At 35.8% G+C, this 19,913-nt stretch carries 16 protein-coding genes; 11 read left to right on the top strand and 5 right to left on the bottom strand.

From position 1 onward, the window contains the following. Positions 1-17 precede the first annotated feature (17 nt). Both ACFQO1_RS12225 and ribB read left to right on the top strand, forming a co-directional pair. A complete protein-coding gene (locus ACFQO1_RS12225) occupies positions 18-1,949 on the top strand; it encodes an LptF/LptG family permease (protein WP_417448711.1) in 1,932 nt (643 codons plus the stop codon). Positions 1,950-2,008: 59 nt separating this feature from the next. Beyond that, entirely contained in the window at positions 2,009-3,157 is a 1,149-nt protein-coding gene (ribB, locus tag ACFQO1_RS12220; RefSeq protein WP_380218428.1) for a 3,4-dihydroxy-2-butanone-4-phosphate synthase, read from the top strand. Here ribB and ACFQO1_RS12215 read toward each other — a convergent pair. Further along, the gene (locus ACFQO1_RS12215; protein WP_380218445.1) at positions 3,154-4,350 is read right to left on the bottom strand and encodes a DegT/DnrJ/EryC1/StrS family aminotransferase; all 1,197 of its coding nucleotides are present in this window, start codon (positions 4,348-4,350) and stop codon (positions 3,154-3,156) included. The two genes, ribB and ACFQO1_RS12215, sit on opposite strands and share 4 nt — an antisense overlap. Positions 4,351-4,487: 137 nt before the next feature. On the opposite strand from ACFQO1_RS12215, the gene ACFQO1_RS12210 reads away from it, so the two are divergent. From ACFQO1_RS12210 to ACFQO1_RS12185, 6 genes are all read left to right on the top strand, one after another. Further along, positions 4,488-4,964 carry a hypothetical protein gene (locus ACFQO1_RS12210; protein WP_380218427.1) on the top strand — a complete coding sequence of 159 codons (477 nt, stop codon included), beginning with the start codon at positions 4,488-4,490 and terminating at the stop codon, positions 4,962-4,964. 15 nt (positions 4,965-4,979) lie between these two features. Next, positions 4,980-7,829 carry a M16 family metallopeptidase gene (locus tag ACFQO1_RS12205; protein ID WP_380218426.1) on the top strand — a complete coding sequence of 950 codons (2,850 nt, stop codon included), beginning with the start codon at positions 4,980-4,982 and terminating at the stop codon, positions 7,827-7,829. A 69-nt stretch (positions 7,830-7,898) separates the two neighbouring features. Beyond that, a complete protein-coding gene (gene arsC, locus ACFQO1_RS12200; RefSeq protein WP_380218425.1) occupies positions 7,899-8,240 on the top strand; it encodes an arsenate reductase (glutaredoxin) in 342 nt (113 codons plus the stop codon). A 101-nt stretch (positions 8,241-8,341) separates the two neighbouring features. Further along, positions 8,342-10,834 (top strand): TonB-dependent receptor, encoded by a 2,493-nt coding sequence (locus ACFQO1_RS12195; protein WP_380218424.1) that lies wholly within the window; start codon positions 8,342-8,344, stop codon positions 10,832-10,834. Between the two features lie 84 nt (positions 10,835-10,918). After that, positions 10,919-11,452: an RNA polymerase sigma factor gene (locus tag ACFQO1_RS12190; protein ID WP_380218423.1), complete on the top strand. Its 534-nt coding sequence runs from the start codon at positions 10,919-10,921 to the stop codon at positions 11,450-11,452. A gap of 6 nt (positions 11,453-11,458) precedes the next feature. Then, the gene (locus ACFQO1_RS12185) at positions 11,459-12,256 is read left to right on the top strand and encodes an anti-sigma factor (RefSeq protein WP_380218422.1); all 798 of its coding nucleotides are present in this window, start codon (positions 11,459-11,461) and stop codon (positions 12,254-12,256) included. A 223-nt stretch (positions 12,257-12,479) separates the two neighbouring features. Here the strand turns inward: ACFQO1_RS12185 and ACFQO1_RS12180 are convergent, their stop codons facing one another. The 3 genes from ACFQO1_RS12180 to ACFQO1_RS12170 form a co-directional block, all read right to left on the bottom strand. Beyond that, positions 12,480-13,763, bottom strand: coding sequence for a tetratricopeptide repeat protein (locus ACFQO1_RS12180; RefSeq protein WP_380218421.1), 1,284 nt, complete (start codon positions 13,761-13,763; stop codon positions 12,480-12,482). 79 nt (positions 13,764-13,842) lie between these two features. After that, positions 13,843-14,538, bottom strand: a complete 696-nt coding sequence (locus ACFQO1_RS12175) for a DUF4331 family protein (RefSeq protein ID WP_380218420.1) — start codon at positions 14,536-14,538, stop codon at positions 13,843-13,845. 29 nt (positions 14,539-14,567) lie between these two features. Further along, positions 14,568-15,284, bottom strand: a complete 717-nt coding sequence (locus tag ACFQO1_RS12170) for a DUF4331 family protein (protein WP_380218419.1) — start codon at positions 15,282-15,284, stop codon at positions 14,568-14,570. Positions 15,285-15,441: 157 nt separating this feature from the next. On the opposite strand from ACFQO1_RS12170, the gene ACFQO1_RS12165 reads away from it, so the two are divergent. After that, positions 15,442-16,641 carry an LETM1-related biofilm-associated protein gene (locus tag ACFQO1_RS12165; protein ID WP_380218418.1) on the top strand — a complete coding sequence of 400 codons (1,200 nt, stop codon included), beginning with the start codon at positions 15,442-15,444 and terminating at the stop codon, positions 16,639-16,641. Between the two features lie 52 nt (positions 16,642-16,693). Here the strand turns inward: ACFQO1_RS12165 and ACFQO1_RS12160 are convergent, their stop codons facing one another. Beyond that, entirely contained in the window at positions 16,694-16,867 is a 174-nt protein-coding gene (locus ACFQO1_RS12160; protein ID WP_380218417.1) for a hypothetical protein, read from the bottom strand. 168 nt (positions 16,868-17,035) lie between these two features. Here ACFQO1_RS12160 and fumC point away from each other — a divergent pair, with 168 nt between their 5' ends. Further along, entirely contained in the window at positions 17,036-18,427 is a 1,392-nt protein-coding gene (fumC, locus tag ACFQO1_RS12155; RefSeq protein ID WP_380218416.1) for a class II fumarate hydratase, read from the top strand. Between the two features lie 145 nt (positions 18,428-18,572). Then, positions 18,573-19,868: a 7TM diverse intracellular signaling domain-containing protein gene (locus ACFQO1_RS12150; protein WP_380218414.1), complete on the top strand. Its 1,296-nt coding sequence runs from the start codon at positions 18,573-18,575 to the stop codon at positions 19,866-19,868. Positions 19,869-19,913: the final 45 nt, after the last annotated feature.

The raw sequence follows: 19,913 nt of genomic DNA, 5'->3' as shown, positions 1-19,913 counted from the left end.
GCGTCTTCATTATTTTAATGTTCATTTTCGTACTTCAGGCAGTATGGCTCTATATTTCAGAACTTGCTGGAAAAGACCTAGATGCCCTACTCGTCTTAAAATTTTTATGGTTGTATTCCCCTAAAATCATGCCCTTGGTACTTCCGTTAAGTATTTTGGTTACATCGCTAATGGTTTTTGGAAATTTTGCTGAAAAATACGAATTCGCAGCCATGAAATCTACAGGAATTTCACTGCAACGTGCCATGCGAAGTTTAATGGTTTTTATCTTTTTACTAGCAATCGTTGCTTTTTATTTTGCCAACAATGTAATTCCTTATTCTGAATATAAATGGCAAAATCTACGACGGAATATTCAGCAATTTAGTCCGTCCATGGTCATTGCAGAAGGGCAGTTTACTGAAGTAGGAGATATAAATATAAAAGTAGCTGAAAAATACGGGGATAATGATGAATTTTTAAAGGAAGTAATCATTCATAAAAAAGATCCAGAACAACGTGCAGGTAATTATACGGTCATGGTTTCAGAAACTGGCGAACTTACCAGTGAAGAAGGTAGCAACACACTGTCCTTAATTCTTAGAGATGGAAATTACTACGATGAAATTCAATCAACCGATTTTAAAAAACAAAGACGAAAACCCTTTGCAAAAAGTTATTTTGAGGAGTTAACAATCAATATCGATCTTACTGAGCTCAATAAGCAGGATCTAGATAAGGATAATGAGTATAGCAACCAGAATATGTTCAAAGTAAATGAACTATTGGTCGAAATTGATTCCTTAGGTGATAGCTACGGAAAAGACCTCATAGCATTTCACGATAATATGTATTACCGAAGCGGAATTTCAAAATTCAACACTTCTGTGGTTAAAAAGGTAGAAGCTCCAAAAAATATAGGAAATATTACATCCATTTATCCCGAAAAAAGACAAGCTGAAATCATACAAATGTCACTTAACAATGTAAGAGGTTCTATACAATCCATTGAAGGTAAAAAGAAAGAATTTCAGCGAAAAACCAAACGCATTAATAAATATGAAATTGCACTTCACGAGAAATTTGCTTTAGGAGTAGCATGCATTATTCTTTTTTTTGTAGGTGCACCGCTAGGGGCCATTATTCGTAAAGGTGGCATGGGATTACCTATGGTCATTGCCATCGTTTTATTTTTAACGTACCACTTTATTGGAATTTTTGCTAAAAACAGCGCAGAAGATGGTACTATATCTCCCTTCATAGCCACTTGGATAAGTACAATTATTATGCTGCCATTAGGTATTTGGCTCACGTATCGCGCCACAACAGACCAAGGTGTTTTTGATATTGATAGTTTCACGCAACGCATTGGAAGAATTTTCGGCAAAAAGAAAATAGTGGCTATAGAAACTGAAGAAGCCCCAATCCTGCTTACACAACAAGAAAAAGCTACACTGAGTACCAAATCTGAGCACCAGCTAAAAGATATAGTAAAAAATTACAGGCAGTACAACTATTCAGAAGACATGAAACGAGGTGCTTTGCGTGAACTAAAAGCTAAGGGATATACAGAAGAACAATTGAAATTTAGTGGTGACTTTGAAAATATCACTTACACAAATGCCAGTAATGCACTACATAGTTTCAGCAGCAATTCTAAAAAAGCCTTATCATTTTACATCATTTCTATTCTTGCATTAGCCGGGATGATCTATTTTAATAATGTAAAAATGGAGTTGTCTGATGTCTTAAAAACTACTTCAGACATCCTCCAGGTGGGGAGTATACTTCTTTTTTACACATTTGTGATTAGAGCTCTTATAGCACATAGTAAATTTAAAAAAATCATTGGAAAAGAACAGGATGTAAGCGTTTGGATTCTTTTCTTAGTATTAGGACCTGCGATCTATATCTTTCTACACTTTAGTGTCAAAAAGAATTTGAAAGAAGAATTAGCGGTTGTAAACTAACTTTTATTATTATTTAATTTCTTACAGTTTACGTACCTTTGCACCATCAAATTTGCGTTATGATCACTACTGAAAAAACTCACAAAATCAAATTAAATACCATAGATGAAGCCATTGCTGATATACGAAAAGGCAAGGTCGTCATTGTGGTTGATGATGAAAGTCGAGAAAATGAAGGTGATTTTATTGCCGCAGCCGAAATGGTCACCCCAGAGATGATCAACTTTATGGCTACACATGGGCGCGGGCTGATTTGTGCGCCACTTACCGAAGAACGCTGCAAAGATCTAGATCTTACCATGATGGTCGAGAATAACACCGTTTTACATCATACGCAATTTACAGTTTCGGTGGACTTGATTGGACATGGCTGCACCACAGGAATCTCTGTACATGACAGAGCTAAAACAATTAAAGCATTGGTCAACAAAGACACCAAACCAAGTGACTTGGGGCGTCCAGGCCATATATTTCCGTTGCGTGCAAAAGAAGGTGGGGTTTTACGCAGAACTGGTCATACTGAAGCTGCAATCGATCTGGCGCGTCTTGCAGGTTTCGACCCTACAGGTATTCTTGTCGAAATCCTAAACGAAGATGGAACTATGGCGCGTTTACCTCAACTGGTTGAAGTGGCTCAGAAATTTGATTTAAAATTAATCTCTATTGAAGATCTTGTTGCTTACAGAATGCAACACGATTCCCTTATTACCAAAGAACAAGATTTTAAAATGAATACAAAGTTTGGTTCGTACAGACTTCGTGCATACAAACAAACAACAAACAATCAGGTACATATTGCACTTACCAAAGGAGATTGGAAAACTAATGAACCAGTCATGGTTCGAGTAAATTCTACACTCATAAACAACGATATATTAGGCACGTTAACCAATGATGCCGAAAAGAAACTGGATGATATGTTCAATGCCATCAATAATGAAGGTAAAGGAGCTATTGTATTTATCAATCAGCAATCTGAATCACTCAATATTCTAAACAGACTTTCAGAATTAAAAGAGGCACAAAAGGAAGACGAAGTCGTTAAGGCACCACGTATCAATTTGGATAGTAAAGACTTTGGTATTGGCGCTCAGATATTACATGACCTAGATATTCATAAAATCAAATTGCTGAGTAATAGCGCACAGACTCAGCGGCCAGGTATGATTGGCTACGGTTTAGAAATTACCGAATACGTTACCTATTAAGCTAGAACCGATCGGATTGCTTCCGCCATTTTAGCGGCACGCGTTTCCACTTCTTTGTGGGTCCAGCCTATTTTTACAAGCGACGAAATCGTTCTGCTCATCCATGCATCACTTTTACTAAAATCAGTTGCATTTAGGTCTTGCATCTGAGTTTTGATCTCCAGAGGTAAATTTCCCATCGATTTCAAGTTTCGCAGGTGTTCCCATCCATTGATATAATGCCAATTGTTGGTATACCAATAAAAACAAACATCTACACCGACTTTAATCATAGCTTTATGGGCTGCTTTTGCGAGGGCTTCGGTTGGTAAATAGAAATTTAAAAAAGAATAATTCTCTACACCACCTTCTGGTACCCTTCGGAAAGTGACTCCTTCAATCTGCGCTAGTGCTTTCCGAAGAATCATATAGTTTTCTTTCTGTACACTTAAAATACTATCCAACTTATCTAACTGAGCCAATCCTACTGCTGCATTCAGTTCAGAAATTCTAAAATTGTACCCCAATGTTGGATGCGTTTCTGCACCGCGGTCGTTTCCAATATGGTCATGCCCATGATCCTGAAATTGATCTGCATTGATTGCATATTGTTTATTATTGGTAATAATTCCACCACCTTCGCCGCAGGTGATCGTTTTCACATAATCAAACGAAAAACAACCCAGATCGCCATAACTTCCCAAAGGTTTCCCTTCAAAAGTTCCGCCAATTGCCTGGCAGGCATCTTCCAATAGCAACAAATCATGTTTGTCACAAATGGTTTTAAGCGCTTTCAAATCGGCCATCGATCCGCACATATGTACTGGCATAACACATTTTGTTTTGGAAGTAATTGCAGCTTCCACAGCACTAGGATCTAAGGTTAAGGTATCGTCTATATCGACCAAAACCGGAACAGCTCCCAACATCATAATAGATTCAAAACTTGCTACAAAGGTAAAAGTGGGCATAATCACCTCATCCCCCGCTCCAATACCCGCAGCTGCAAGTGCAATGGTCAAAGCGGAGGTCCCGCTGGAAACCAACTGGCAATATTTTGATTGCATTCGCTCTGCAAATGCCACCTCAAATTCTTTTGCCTTAAAATGGTTGTTGCGCATCCCTTCAAAACCGTAACGCATCAATACCCCTGTTTCTAATACGTCATTTACTTGCTTGCGCTCTTCGGCTCCAAATACTTCAAATCCTGGCATTCTTTTTATTTTTAATTTCTGAAACAAAGGTACATTTTTGAGTGCAAAATTCATATCAAGCTATTTAATAGATTTCAATTAGTTATTACTAAAATTCACAATTGAAATGCTATTTTTGAAGTTATAGAATACATTGTATGAAACCAGCCACTGTTGCACAACTTAAAAAAGAGCTCAAACACAGATCGACCGATGAGTTATTGCAATTAACCTTGAGGCTAGCACGTTTTAAAAAAGAGAATAAAGAATTGCTTACTTATTTGCTTTTTGATTCTGAAAATGAAGCACGTTTTGTAGCCACTTTAAAAGAAGAAATGAGTGAACGGTTTTCAGAAATCAACACCAATACCTTTTACTATATAAAGAAAAGTGTTCGAAAAATTTTGAGAGAAACCAAAAAATACATTCGGTATAGCAATAGTAAAGAAACCGAGGTAGAACTCCTACTCTATTTTTGTGAGGAGCTAAAAAATTTCAGTCCGTCGATCAAATATAATACAACACTTGTCAATCTTTATGAGCGTCAACTGATTTTTATTCAGAAAAAAATAGACGGGCTACACGAAGATTTACAATATGATTACAATTTAGAACTGAAAGAATTACCTTTGTAGAAACAATCACACACCATGAAACACCTCAACCAAATTTTACTCGCTTTTTTAGTAATAAGCCTTTCCGCTTGTAAAAAAGAAAACAAAGAAACCGAAGCATCCTCTTCAACCGATTTTAGTGTTGATTACGAGAAATTTGAACTCGACAACGGCCTCGATGTGGTATTTCACGTAGACAAATCAGATCCTGTGGTTGCTGTAGCGTTGACAGCTCATGTGGGTTCTGCCAGAGAGAAAGAAGGTCGCACTGGTTTTGCTCACTTATTTGAACATTTGTTGTTTCTGGAAAGTGAAAACTTAGGAAAAGGAGGACTGGATCAGATGAGTGCACGAATTGGTGGTTCTGGTGCCAATGGTTCTACGTCCAGAGATCGTACTAATTACTTTCAGACAGTTCCAAAAGACGCACTAGAAAAGATGATCTGGGCAGAAGCAGATAAACTTGGTTGGTTTATCAATACAGTTACAGAACCCGTATTAGCGAAGGAAAAGCAAGTAGTAAAAAATGAAAAAAGACAAGGCGTCGATAACCGTCCGTATGGGCATACTAGCTATGTGATTGGAAAAGCCTTATACCCAAAAGATCATCCGTATAACTGGCAGGTCATTGGTTCGCTTGAAGATCTGCAAAATGCGACTCTAGCCGATGTAAAAGAGTTTTTTAACAAGTGGTATGTTCCTAATAATGTCACCCTAGTGATTTCAGGTGATTTTGAGCCAGCGCAGGCTAAAAGTTGGGTTAAAAAATATTTTGATGAAATTAAAAGGGGTGATGAGATAACTCCTTTAGAAGCACAGCCAGTGACGCTTTCAGAAACAAAAAATTTATACCACGAAGATAATTTTGCACGCTTACCAGAATTAACGATGACCTGGCCTACAGTTCCTCAATATAAAAAAGACAGCTATGCCTTGGACGTGTTGTCTGAATACCTTTCGGAAGGAAAGAAAGCACCTTTCAATAAAATACTAGTTGATGATAAGAAAGTAACTTCTAATGTTACAATGTATAACTTTGGAAGTGAACTCGCAGGAGAATTTGCAGTAAGTGTTCGGGCGTTTCCGGGTACTGACTTAGATGTAGTTGCTGAAGCAATTGAAGAAGCATTTACAACGTTTGAAGCAGAAGGAATATCAGAAAAAGACTTAGAACGAATCAAAGCTGGGCAGGAAACTGGATTTTACAATAGTCTATCAAGTGTACTAGGGAAAGGATTTCAGTTAGCACAATACAATATTTTTGCAGATGATCCAGGATTTATAAGTGATGATATCAATAACATTCTAAATGTTACTACCGAGGATGTCATGCGTGTCTATACTACCTATATTAAAGACCAAAATCATATTATCACAAGTTTTGTTCCTAAAGGTGAAATTACTTTAGCTGTTGAAGGCGCCACCAAAGCTGAAGTGGTAGAAGAGGAAATCATCGCTGGAGCCGAAGAGGAATTTGATGCTTCAATTACAGCCGAATATGAAAAAACACCTTCTACCTTTGACCGAAGCTCAGAGCCTCCTTATGGAGTAGCACCAGAAATTACTGTTCCAGAAATTTATGAAGAAACGTTAGCGAACGGCTTAAAGATATACGGAATTGAAAATAACGAGGTACCTCTAGTACAATTTACGATTTCAATTAAAGGTGGACAATTAGTGGAAGATCCAGAACATTTAGGAGCTGCCAATTTTATGGCGGCAATGCTTAGTAAAGGAACAGCAAATAAAACTACCGAAGAATTAGAACAAGCCATACAGCAATTAGGAGCAAGAATTAATGTGTATGCAACCAAAGATGAAACAGTTATTGCTGTAAACACTCTGGCTAAAAATTACGACAAGGCACTCGCTCTTGTGGAAGAAATGCTATTACAGCCACGTTGGGATGCAAACGAGTTTGAGCTGGTAAAAGAAAGTATTAAAAGTGATTTACAACAACAGCAGGCGAACCCGAATGCAGTGGCAAACTTGGCCTATAATGAATTGCTCTACGGAAAAGAAAGCATCCAATCTAAAAATGTGTTAGGGACAATAGCTTCAGTAAATGCGATGACAATAGAAGATCTAAAAGCGTATTACAATCAAAATATTTCACCATCTGTCGCTGTGATGAATGTAGTAGGTGCGTTACCTAAAAGTACTATAGTGAATTCTCTTGACGGACTTTCAGAAGCATGGGAAGCGAAAAAAGTAACCATTCCTCCTGCTCCTGTAGCGAAAGCTCCAAAACAATCCAATGTATATTTTTATGATGTGCCTAATGCAAAACAATCGGTTTTACAAATTGGATATCCTGCGCTTACAGTCAAAGACGCAGATTATTATCCTGCTGTGGTAATGAACTATAAGTTAGGTGGCGGCGGATTTGCCTCAAAATTGACTCAAGAATTGAGAGAAGGAAAAGGATATACCTATGGAATCCGTTCCCGTTTTGATGCAAATGAAAGAACAGGAGATTTTACCATTTCAAGTGGTGTACGAAGTAATGTTACATTAGAGTCGACTCAAGCGATTAAAGACATTATGAGTAACTACGGAAAAGACTTTACACAAGAAGATCTAGAAACCACTAAATCATTTCTACTTAAAAGTAATGCACGAGCCTTTGAAACCTTTGGAGCCAAACTTGGGTTATTGGAAGATATAAGTGAAAATGGGTTATCTAAAGATTATATCAAAAAACGTGAGGAGATTGTAAAAAATATGACGGTTGAAGAAATTAAAACACTTTCAGAAAAATATCTGAATCCTGATAAAATGATCTGGTTGGTAGTTGGAGATAAGGCCACTCAATTTGAGCGTATGAAGGAGCTAGGCTACGGAAACCCAATTCTCTTAAATGAATCTGAAAAGGTCAAGGATTAGGTAGCAAGAAGCAGGAAGCAGGAAGCAGGAAGCAAAATAAACTGTTTTACCTTTACATAAAAGTAAGCAATGACTAAAATATATCATAATCCGCGTTGCAGTAAATCCAGACAAACATTGGCTTTACTGGAAGATAAGAATGAAAATATAGAGATTATTAAATATCTTGATGATACTCCTACAATTAAAGAACTTTCAGAAGTTATAAAAATGCTACAAATAGCGCCCATTGATCTGGTGAGAACAGGGGAATCTATCTGGAAGGAGCAGTTTAAAAATAAACAGTTAAATAATGATGAACTTATTGCAACGATGGTTAAATACCCAAAGCTAATTGAACGTCCTATTGTGATAAAAAATGGGAAAGCAGTATTGGGTAGACCTCCAGAAAACGTACTGGATATTCTATAAGGTTTTTTCCATTAACCTTCTGTTAAGGTTTATTAACAAAACTTTGGCTAAACCAGCTTAAACCCGTTTCTATTTTCGCAGTCCAACTGCAAAACCAAAAAATGAAACAAATTTTTATCGCGCTACTATTCGTAGCGACTACTCAAATCTTTGCTCAAGGGCAACAATCTCAAACTATAACTGTAAAAGGAGCTGTCATTGAAGAAGGTGTTAATACGCCTTTAGAATATGCAACTATTTCGTTTCTGGACACAAATAATAACATTGTTACAGGAGGTATAACCGATGTTAACGGAAAATATAGCATCGAAGTTCCTGCAGGCACTTACAATGTGCAATTTGATTTTATTTCATTTAAATCAAAAACATTAAGCAATCAAAATTTAACACGAGATACAACCCTCCCAGATGTAATGTTAGCTTTGGATGCAGGTGCACTAGATGAGGTTGTAGTGCGTGCAGAAACGACAGAGGTTCAAGTTAGGCTTGATAAAAAAATCTACAATATTGGTAAAGATCTAACTACTAGTGGTGCTACAGTAAGTGATGCACTTAATAACGTTCCATCGGTTACAGTAGATGTAGATGGTGCGATTGCACTACGTGGTAATCAAAATGTTCGTATTCTTATCAATGGAAAGCCTTCTGCTATTGCAGGCTTTGGATCTACAGATGCCTTACGTCAATTACCAGCAGAATCGATTGATCGAGTTGAAGTAATTACATCGCCTTCGGCAAGATATGATGCTGAGGGTACCGCTGGTATTTTAAATATCATTTTGAAAAAAGAAAAAACGTTAGGTTTAAATGGTTCTATTGTTGTAAATGCTGGAGTCCCAATTACCAGCGGAGTCACAGGAAATATAAACTTAAGAACCGATAAATTCAATATTTTTAATACAACTGGGATTCGTTATAATGATTCTCCTGGGAATGCTTTTTTTGAAAATACTTTCTTTGCTAGAGATGACGAAGGAAATATCATACCTAACCAAGTTGGCTTAATATCAAGGGAGAGTAGAGATTATCAAAGATTAAATAGAGGATTCAACACTAACTTAGGGATAGAGTATTATTTATCTGAAAACTCATCTATAACAGCTTCTGGTTTTTTGCGTTTAGGAGACGATGAAGATACTACAGTAAACCTTACAAATGACTTTGATGGAAATAATAATAGGATAGAATCTAGAAACCGAACTGAAGTAGAAACAGAAGAAGATACCAACTATCAATTATCAGTAAATTACACAAATAATTTTGATGATAGTGGTCATGTATTGTCAGCAGATTTCCAATTTGATGTAAGTGATGAAATACAAAATAATTTAATTACCGAAAATAATACGTTTCCAACTCAAGACGTATTGCCTTCAGAAATTGTGAGAACGCTCGAAGACCAAACAGAATACTTATTGCAAGCAGATTATGTTCGACCTATTGGAGAAAATGCTCAATTTGAAGCCGGATTCAGAATAAATCTTGAAGAAACTATTACTGATTTTGAACTACAAGAACAATTTATAGTGAATGGAAGTTTTGTAAGAAATGATAGTCTTTCAAATGTTTTTACATACAATGAAGATGTGTATGCAGCATATACCCAATATGGAAACAAATTTGGTGATTTTTCTTTCTTACTTGGACTACGGGCAGAGAACACAAGATTGCAAGGAAATGTAAAAGCGGAAAATCTTGACAATACTACAGATGAAGCTTTAGTTATTAATTTTGATAATAATTTCTTTGGGCTTTTCCCAACAGTAAACCTTATTTATGAAATAGCAGAACGTGAGAATATTACACTAGGCTATAATCGTAGAATAAATCGCCCAAGAGGATTTTTTATCAATCCGTTCCCTTCACGATCTTCTGAAGCGAATGTTTTTCAGGGAAACCCAAATCTTAATCCAGCTTTTTCAAATGCATTTGATTTAGGATACTTAAAAAGGTGGGATAAATTAACATTAACATCTTCAATTTATTTCCAAAGAGAGACTGATTCTTTTGAAAGAATTCAAGAAGATACTGGGGAAGTTACTTCTAATGGAATTCCAATTATTAGAACTATCCCAATTAATTTATCTTCCAACGAACGTTATGGTTTTGAGGCTGGCGTATTATATAACCCTTTAAAATGGCTACGCCTTAACGGAAGCTTTAACTACTTTAATTTTAAATCTGAAGGATCTTTTAATGGTATAGATTACGGAACAACCAATGATAGTTGGTTTGCACGTGGAAGTGCAAAAGTTACCTTGCCTGCAAAAATAGATTGGCAGACAAATGCTTTTTACCGTGGACCAAGTAATAATGCTCAAACTGAAACCGAAGGTTTGCTTTCTGTAAATCTAGCTTTTAGCAAAGACATTATGGATGACAATGGCACAATTGGTTTAAATGTAAGTGATTTATTTAACTCTCGAAAGCGAATGTCATTAACAGAAACTGAAACTTTTAGAAGTGAAAGTGAGTTTCAATGGAGAGAAAGACAAATACAGGTATCTTTTACCTACAGATTTAACCAGAAAAAACAAAGACAACGTCCACAAAGAGATACAGGTGATGATGAGGGTGATTTTGAAGGAAGTTAAAAATACTTTCTTTTGAGTATTTATTTTAGTACTATTGTTTCTGATTTAAATATTAGTAACTTAGAGCCGTAACAAACAAACCTCATGAGACAGCCCAATGAGCTTATCCTTGATATGCAACAAGGAAATGAAGCTTCTTTTTCAACCTTATACACCATGTATTCTGAAGCAATACACGGTATTATATATAGTATTGTATTAGACAATGATGTGGCACAGGAGGTGCTTCAGGATGTTTTTGTAAAAATTTGGGATAATTCAAAATCCTATGATGTCAATAAAGGTCGTTTTTTTACATGGATATTAAATATCGCTAGAAATACTGCCATCGATCATACCCGTTCTAAAGCATTTAAGAACCAAAGAAAAAACCTTTCTACCACAAACTTCGTAGATATATTGTCGTCAAGTGATAGCTTAAACAAGAAAGTAAATGCTATTGGTATTGAAAAATTTGTAAAGGCTCTAAAACCTGTCTGTATTAAAATTATTGATTATCTCTATTTTAAAGGATACACACAAGTTGATGCAGCTAAAGAATTAGAAATGCCACTTGGAACATTAAAAACACGGAATAGAAATTGCATAAATAGTTTAAGGACAATGGTCCTTGGATAAGAAAGAATGAATACAAACGAAATCATAGAATCTGGAATCTTAGAACTGTATGTTACAGGAGCACTGCCACAGGATGAAATTGAGGAAGTAGAAACCGCATTACAGACATCTAATGAGCTGCAGCAGGAAGTAGAAAGAATCGAACATTCCTTAATTTCACTTGCTGAAGCTGTAGCTCCCCCTATTCCTGCCATGGTATGGTCTTATATTTTAGCTAGTATATCTAAAGTAAAACAAATAGGGGTAACAGATTATAAAACTACAAATTGGGCAGCAATTACAGGATGGGCAGCGGCAATACTTGCTATAGCTGGAATTTTCTGGATGTTAACTCAAAATAACGATTTACAGGATTCAATTGTTAATACTGAAGCTGAAAATGAAATACTTCAACAGCAGATAGAATCAACTAATTCTCAGCTAGCTGAAACGAATCAGGTACTTGAGGTTCTTAGAACGAAAGAGTTAAAATCCTATACCTTACCTGGAAATCAGGCAGTAGCTCCTGAAGCCTATGCAAAAGCGTATCTAAATAATGATGCCAACGTTGCCTACATCGATGCGAAAGGGCTTCCTAAAGCTCCTAGAGGAAAAGTATATCAGGTTTGGTCTCTAATTGTAGAGCCGCTTACACCAACAAGTATGGGTTTACTTAGCGATGCAGAGTTGATTGGGAATGATATCTACGAATTTAAAAATTTCCCAAATCCTGAAGCCATTGGAATTACTTTAGAACCTGAAGGCGGTAGCAAAACACCTACCTTAAGTCAATTATATATCTTAGGAGGCGTTACTGGACAATAAGAAGAAATGAATATAATATATATTAAAAAGCCACGATTGTATCGTGGCTTTTTAATTGCCCTAAAATAAATAGCATAAAAAAACGCCCGGTCCTCACCGGGCGTCAACTAACAAAAAAACTCTGAAAAAATCGGTTTGACCGATTTTTGAATACCTATCTTAATGATAGATAACCAACCTTTCAATACTATTTACGAAATAGTGACTCCTATGGTTTTTACTTTTATAGAGTTTTAACATCTTTTATGATAACAGGTCCTAATTCATAGCCAGCACTCAATAATTCTTCTTTTAACCTATGTGCTTCTTCAGTTTTACCATTGGCCTTATATACCAAGGCACTGTGAAATTGTGCCATAGGTTCGTATGTTTTCCCCTCTACATGTGTTTCAATTGTTTGTAAAGCCTTTTCTTTATGACCCGCTTTTAACTGAGCATATGCTAATAAATGATACGTTTCTGGAGTGGCTCTATTAGAAATCTCATTTTCAGCCAAAGCCAATGCTTTTTCAGGTTTATCTTCAGCATAGATTTCAATTAAATAAGCATTATACATAGCGCCATAATCTGGTTGATTTTCGACAGCTTCAGTAAATTGATCTGTATATTTTTTTGCTTCGGAAGGATTGTCGTTAAATGCAGCTATTTCTGCTTTCAGAAGATAATAATCTGGAATTTTATGATGGGCAGAAATTGAGTCTAATATTCGGTTGGCTTCTTTAGAATTATTCTCCCAGGCATAGGCCATCCAAGCTAATTGTTTTTTTACATAATAGTTATCAGGCTGCAATGCTAATGTTTTTAGATATTGTGTATAAGAATCCTTAATGCGTCCTGCATGTCCGTAATAATCCCCTAAATTACTATAAGTCCATATTTTTAAAGCATTATTTCCACTGGCCACTGCTATGTCTTTTGCTTCTTCCATATATTTTATCGCAGCATCTAAATCACCTCTGTAATCACTCCATTTTGATAAACGGATTAAATAGTTATAATCCCCAGGCTTCTTTACTTTATCCAAATAATTCTTAGCAGCTTCATATTCTCCTAATTCCATACTTACGTCAAAAAGCATCAATTCAGTATCTCGTTTAAGAGAAACATTTGCATAACTCTCTTCTAGCACTTGCTTTGCTTCTTTAAACCGATGTTGTGAAATATAATTTAATGCCAAAGCTCTGGCAAATCCGTCTTTATTATTAGCTGAAATCTGTAACCCTTTTTTAGTGAGCCCTTCAGCAATTTTTAAATTTTCAATAGTACCAGTAGTAGAAAAAAGAGATGTGTAAGCACTTGCTAAGGGAGCAATATCTCCTACTCCGGTAGTATCAGCATCAAGTCTTTTTGACCAAAACTCTTTCGCTTCAGTAGCTGATTTCAGGCTTTGAGAATTTTCTGATAAATAGGCATCATAATCGGTTGCATTCATTGCAAATTTCTCATTTTTTTCAGAGCAACTTGAAAATAAACCAATGATAATAGTTAATAAGAATATTTTTTTCATGTTACGTTTTTATATAGTTATTTAAACCAAGAAAAGAGCAATCGCTTGCCCTTTTCTTTAATTTTATTAAATCATCCTATTAATTTGGAGTCTCCAAATAAGGGAAGGGCAATGTAAAGTCACGATCTCCAGATCCAACACCATCACTTGTTAATTGTGGTGTTCCGTTGTTTCCGTCAAAACGAGTTCCACTCATTCCACCAAACATAAGTGTAAGAGATACGTCAATTACATCGTCTTGTAATCTTCTTCCTGTTAAGGCTAAACCTGTATTAGGATCAAAATATACTGTTGCTCCATTCTGAGCTACTTGTAATGCATCAAATTGAGCTAATACTGTTGTAAAAGTAGCTGCATCAAGACCTAAAATGTTAGCTTCATAATCTAAATCCTCTCTAGGAATCATTAATGCATCTGCATACACATCATGATAGAATTCTAAAGTAGCCTGAAATGTTGGTTGAAAAGAAGCTCTATCACTAGTTACACTTACATTAAAGTTGTTTTTCACTTCATCACTACCACTAAATACGGTATTGATTCCTGGACGACCCATATGATCTTCCTGTGTGTATGTTCCAGAGAAATCTAACATTTCTCCACAGGGTGCACATGCTGAACCTCCACAGTCAACTCCTTGTTCATCTCCGTTTTGGATACCATCATCGCAGGTTTCCAAAATAATTACATTTCCGTTGTCATCGTCGTCACAAGCCACAAAGAATAGTGAGGCACAGATAGCGACAAATACTAATTTTAATTTATATGTTTTCATTTTTTTATATTTTATCTAGTTAGTTTCTATTATTGTCTTCTTTTAGCTGATACCCAAACATTATACGAATTTGGCAAACCATCAATTCCAACAGCAGCAGCTACGTGAGGTGGTGCTTCACCCAACAGGGCATTTGGAACTTCTACTACAATTGCTAAGACATTTAAGTTTTCAAAAAAGTCACTTGCTTGTGAAGGAGGTAAAAATCCCTCTGGCGCAACACTTCCTGATACAATAGCATTAAATCTGTTAAAGTCAAAAAAGAAAGCATCTCTACGTGGTCCTGCAAAATAACTAATTCCAGTATCACTATTTGTACTAGTTTGTACTGTGCTGCCTGAAATTGCTACACTTGATCTTGGAGTATCCACTGCAACTTCACTAGACAATCCAGTTTGTAATGGAGGTGTAGGTCCCCAAAAGTACATTGAGTCTCCTCTTCGTACTGCTTGTATCACTAAATCTTCAACAAAATCTCCAGTCCTATCAATGTTAAACTCAATCATAACATTTTCGTCAAATTGAGCATTGTTTGTTTGATCTCCTGGCATTAAAGGCCCTTGTAAAGTGGCTATTAATACAGTGTTATTTGGGTTAGTTCCCTGAAAAGCATACAGATCTGCAATATCTGTAGTCGTACCCGCAACTGAAGGCGAGTCAATGTGATCGGCTGCCACCAAGAAAAATGAAAGTACTGCTACTCCCAATCCACCTATTATAGCGGCAAAAATTTTTGTTTTTTTCATAATTGATTTTTTATGTTTATTTAATTGTTCGGTATTATTTACGTTCAAATGTACATTGTTGGTTTTGTGAGGTGCGTTAATCTTATGTTAATGTAAATTATGCACATGGTAAGCTATTGTTAATTACCTTTGCAACTCGTTAAATAACGTTAATTATATGAACCCCTCTGCAGCAGGCTGGATACCAAAGTTTTTAAATTTACTTGACAAGGTTATTATTGAAGAAGCCAATCTTCCTGCATCTGTATTCTATTTAAAATTAAAAAAGACAGGTTTTATTTATGGAAACACAACCGAGACTCTTAGTGAACTATCTAAGAATTCATTACAACTTACCAAAGAAGAAATAACCAAGATAAATTTACTACATTCACTTCTATATATATACTACTCGCATAATCCAACAGAAAGTTCAACTCAAGCATTACGAAAAATATACGAATTCTATAAATCTCTTGACCGTGATAAAAAGGGTTTCTTTTCTAAATTAAGTTTCTCAAAATCTGAGAGTCAGAATCTAGAAAAAATAATTGCTGCACGATTGCAGGAAAGCAATGGTATTTTAAAAGCAAATAATAGCGCACTACTTACCTACGCATTTTTATTTGTAGACGTATTGGCTTTTTCCAAATGGTTAGAAACCCCTCAAGGCATTAAGGAATATGTATCAAATTTTGAAAGTGTAGCTATCCATCTTTGTTTTAAAGCACTTAAAGCCAAAGAAAAGAAAAAGAAATATGACCTATTATTAATTGAATTGTTTGAGGCCTCTACAGAATATGCCTCAGAAAATTTAACAATAATGTCAAATGTTTTTTCTTCGGAAAATCTTTCAGAAAAATCAACTGAAGAAAAGAATTATTTACTAGACCTTTGTTGTATTGCGGTTTGGGACGATTATGAAATGGATATTCAGGAATTTGAGTATTTACAAAACTTAACCCAAGAGCTCTCCTTACCAGAAACTTCCTTGTATGAAGCCATACTGGATATAAAAACCTTTACTGAAGCTTCTGCAAAAAAAATAAAACTTTTTACTCATACCAATCCTGTAAAACGCTTTTACAAGCAATCTGTTGCCACTGTGAAGCTATTAATTTTACGGAATAAGAATCGATTAATACAAGAGTTACTAGAAAGTGGTGAGCTTGTTAAGCTACTATCATTATCTACTGTACAAGATCTTAGCGAAGAAGAAAAGAAAAAAGTAAAAGAGCAACTCCTTGATATTTGTAAAACAATCCCTTCTTTAACTATTTTCCTTTTGCCAGGAGGTACTGTGTTATTACCCTTATTAGTAAAATTTATCCCAAAGCTATTGCCTTCGGCATTCGATGAGAACAGAATAGAAAAATAAAAAGGAAGCTGCGTAGCTTCCTTTTTATTTATAGTTATAATAAGGTATCGTATTAATTTGCTTCTTTTTCGGCCTTTTTGGCTTCACGCTTTAATTTCCAGTTTTCATATAATGCACCACCTATCCAGTATGGGATGAATGATATTAAGAATATCATTAACCAGAAACCAATGGTTAGAATGGTTAAAAATGCCAAAAATCCTAGATACTGATCAAATTCAAACATAATATAGCGTGTTTAATGACGACAAAGATAAAATGATTTTTTCAGAAAAGAAACTTCAAATCAAAAAATACGTCAACTTATTCACAAACTAATAAACAGTGTGCTTCATTTTTCGTGCTTCGGTAAGAAAGATTTATTTTTGTAGGGTTAATTAATTAGATACTCATAATGGATTTCAGAATAGAAAAAGATACCATGGGCGAGGTAAAAGTACCTGCCAATAAACTCTGGGGAGCACAAACAGAACGTTCAAGGAATAATTTTAAAATTGGGAAGCCTGCAAGTATGCCCCTTGAGATCGTATACGGGTTTGCTTATCTTAAAAAAGCTGCAGCGTACACCAATTGTGAGTTAGGTGTTCTTTCTGAAGAAAAAAGAGATCTTATAGGAAAAGTTTGTGACGAAATTATTGCAGGAAAACACGATACAGAGTTTCCGCTGGTTATCTGGCAAACTGGAAGTGGTACACAAAGCAATATGAATGTGAATGAAGTAATTGCCAACCGCGCACACCAACTTGCTGGTAAGAAAATTGGTGAAGGTGACAAAACATTGCAACCAAATGACGATGTAAACAAATCACAATCGTCTAATGATACTTTTCCCACAGGAATGCATATTGCAGCCTATAAAAAATTAGTGGAAGTTACGATCCCTGGAGTTGAACAACTACATAAAACTCTTGATGCAAAGGCGAAAGCATTTGATAAAGTAGTAAAAATAGGACGTACCCATTTAATGGATGCTACTCCTTTAACATTAGGGCAGGAATTTAGTGGGTATGCCTCACAGCTGGAGCACGGACTTGCAGCCTTGAAAAACACCCTGCCGCACCTTGCCGAAATCGCTTTGGGAGGAACTGCTGTAGGAACCGGAATTAATACTCCAAAGGGGTATGCCCCAAAAGTGGCAGATTATATTGCACAATTTACAGGACTACCTTTTATTACGGCACATAACAAATTTGAAGCTTTAGCTGCCCATGATGCAATCGTCGAATCACACGGTGCCTTAAAACAGTTGGCTGTTTCATTAAACAAAATTGCTCATGATATTAGAATGCTTGCCAGTGGCCCCCGTAGTGGAATTGGAGAAATTACAATTCCAGCTAATGAACCTGGTTCTTCTATTATGCCCGGAAAAGTAAACCCTACACAATGTGAAGCACTTACTATGGTTTGCGCACAAGTGATTGGGAATGATATGGCCATTGCAGTGGGAGGAATGCAAGGACATTTTGAACTTAATGTATTTAAACCAGTAATGGCTGCCAACTTTTTAGAATCTGCAGAATTACTTGGCGATGCGTGTGTCTCTTTTGAGGAACACTGTGCCGAAGGAATCCAACCTAATACCGAAGTGATCAAAAAACTTGTCAACAATTCATTAATGCTGGTCACTGCCTTAAATACAAAAATAGGATACTACAAAGCAGCAGAAATTGCCAATACAGCCCACGAAAATGGTACTACCTTACGGGAAGAAGCTGTTAACTTAGGATACCTTACGGCTGAAGAGTTTGATGCATGGGTAAAACCTGAAGATATGGTAGGAAGATAACCATACTAAATGATTGAATTATTAAAAAACCATCTGTTCACAGATGGTTTTTTTAAATGTTAAATTTATCGTTTAAGTGCAAATAAATTAGATTAAGTGTAATTTTTATGTATATTGGTCTTCCCAAATATAATGAAAGATACTTATGAAAACACAATCTTTGCCCCTAGCATTGTGTCTTTTTTTAACTTTATTCTTGACTAGTCTGTACGGCTACTCAAAAAACTACAGTTTTAAAAACACTGCCGAAGTAGCTAAAATAAAGGCAACTTCAACTTCAGACACACCTGAGTTAGTCCTCAGAACTCTTATAGTAAATTCAAAAAAAGAGAAGCCTTTTGATGCGAGTAACCAAAGTTCTTTGGATGCGTCTGAAAGTTCTCAAAAAAATGTTGTTAAAGAATTTTCTTACAAACAAACGTCTTCTTTTTCTGGAACTATGGAAAGTTTTTCAGCGAATTATGCAACACATGAAGCTTCCTTTTTACAAAGAACTTCATTTTTGCAAGGAATGTTCTATGGATTTTCAGTAATGATTGCATTATTAAATCTGGTGTGCTTTATATTATTTAATGAAAAACTATTTCTACATTTCTCACTAGCTATCGCTTCATTTTCAATACTGTTTTTTGTGGGTGATGGCTTGTTTCAATCTTTATTTTTAGAGAATACTATTGAAACTACCTATGTACTTTCAGCTTTATTAACATTAGTCGCCGGGGCTACCTTTTTATTTAGCTCTCACTACTTAAGACTTTGCGAAATGCTCCCAAAATTAAGGCTGGTCATGGTGGGAATGCTAGGCATTTCAAGCATGACCTTATTGTTAGCAACCATAACCGAAGATACGCTGCTTGTGGCACTTGCAAATACTGTTTCCTTTGGAGTAATTGGGACCTATTTTGTGATGGGTGTCAAACTTTTCAGCAAAAAGAATTATGCTAAATTCTATGTTATTGCCAGTGCTATTCCGTTACTGTTTCTATTCGATTTTTTTGTATTGCAACGCTTCGGAATATCTTTCCTAAGTACGGAAATACTACATTTAAAAGTAGCCGGATTTATCCAAATGCTACTCTTAACCTATGCCATTATGTATCGAATGAAAGAAATTAAAGAAGAAAATGAATTACGTCTAACCGAAATGAGAATATTTATGAAAAGACAAGAAATTATGAATCGTAAGAATGTCGAGCGTCTCATGGAAGACGTGTATTTAGAAAACCTGATTATGCATTATGATCTTGATGGGCTGGAAATTAAGTTGCTTCAGTATATTTCTGAAGGAAAACCTAACGCTAAAATTGCCCGTAAACTTAAGATGACTGAAACTGATGTGGAAGAACTTACGAAAGAACTCTACCAGAAACTGGAAGTAGGGGAACAAATTCAGGAAGACCACAGAATGCTAGAAGATCAGCCGGATTATATTTATAACTAGCTGTAAGTAATATAAAATTGATCCTAAAAAGCTTCAATTTCAAAA

This window comes from Jejudonia soesokkakensis, from assembly GCF_042664795.1.
GTDB lineage: Bacteria > Bacteroidota > Bacteroidia > Flavobacteriales > Flavobacteriaceae > Jejudonia > Jejudonia soesokkakensis.
The sequence above is the reverse complement of the archived record's forward strand: the minus strand, read 5'-3'. Positions and strand labels throughout refer to the sequence as shown.

Bases quoted from the DNA above. Each gene is read 5' to 3' on its own strand.
- ACFQO1_RS12225 (WP_417448711.1), top strand. From the start codon at position 18: ATGTTCATTTTCGTACTTCAGGCAGTATGGCTCTATATTTCAGAACTT.
- ribB (WP_380218428.1), top strand. From the start codon at position 2,009: ATGATCACTACTGAAAAAACTCACAAAATCAAATTAAATACCATAGAT.
- ACFQO1_RS12215 (WP_380218445.1), bottom strand. From the start codon at position 4,350: ATGCCAGGATTTGAAGTATTTGGAGCCGAAGAGCGCAAGCAAGTAAAT.
- ACFQO1_RS12210 (WP_380218427.1), top strand. From the start codon at position 4,488: ATGAAACCAGCCACTGTTGCACAACTTAAAAAAGAGCTCAAACACAGA.
- ACFQO1_RS12205 (WP_380218426.1), top strand. From the start codon at position 4,980: ATGAAACACCTCAACCAAATTTTACTCGCTTTTTTAGTAATAAGCCTT.
- arsC (WP_380218425.1), top strand. From the start codon at position 7,899: ATGACTAAAATATATCATAATCCGCGTTGCAGTAAATCCAGACAAACA.
- ACFQO1_RS12195 (WP_380218424.1), top strand. From the start codon at position 8,342: ATGAAACAAATTTTTATCGCGCTACTATTCGTAGCGACTACTCAAATC.
- ACFQO1_RS12190 (WP_380218423.1), top strand. From the start codon at position 10,919: ATGAGACAGCCCAATGAGCTTATCCTTGATATGCAACAAGGAAATGAA.
- ACFQO1_RS12185 (WP_380218422.1), top strand. From the start codon at position 11,459: ATGAATACAAACGAAATCATAGAATCTGGAATCTTAGAACTGTATGTT.
- ACFQO1_RS12180 (WP_380218421.1), bottom strand. From the start codon at position 13,763: ATGAAAAAAATATTCTTATTAACTATTATCATTGGTTTATTTTCAAGT.
- ACFQO1_RS12175 (WP_380218420.1), bottom strand. From the start codon at position 14,538: ATGAAAACATATAAATTAAAATTAGTATTTGTCGCTATCTGTGCCTCA.
- ACFQO1_RS12170 (WP_380218419.1), bottom strand. From the start codon at position 15,284: ATGAAAAAAACAAAAATTTTTGCCGCTATAATAGGTGGATTGGGAGTA.
- ACFQO1_RS12165 (WP_380218418.1), top strand. From the start codon at position 15,442: ATGAACCCCTCTGCAGCAGGCTGGATACCAAAGTTTTTAAATTTACTT.
- ACFQO1_RS12160 (WP_380218417.1), bottom strand. From the start codon at position 16,867: ATGTTTGAATTTGATCAGTATCTAGGATTTTTGGCATTTTTAACCATT.
- fumC (WP_380218416.1), top strand. From the start codon at position 17,036: ATGGATTTCAGAATAGAAAAAGATACCATGGGCGAGGTAAAAGTACCT.
- ACFQO1_RS12150 (WP_380218414.1), top strand. From the start codon at position 18,573: ATGAAAACACAATCTTTGCCCCTAGCATTGTGTCTTTTTTTAACTTTA.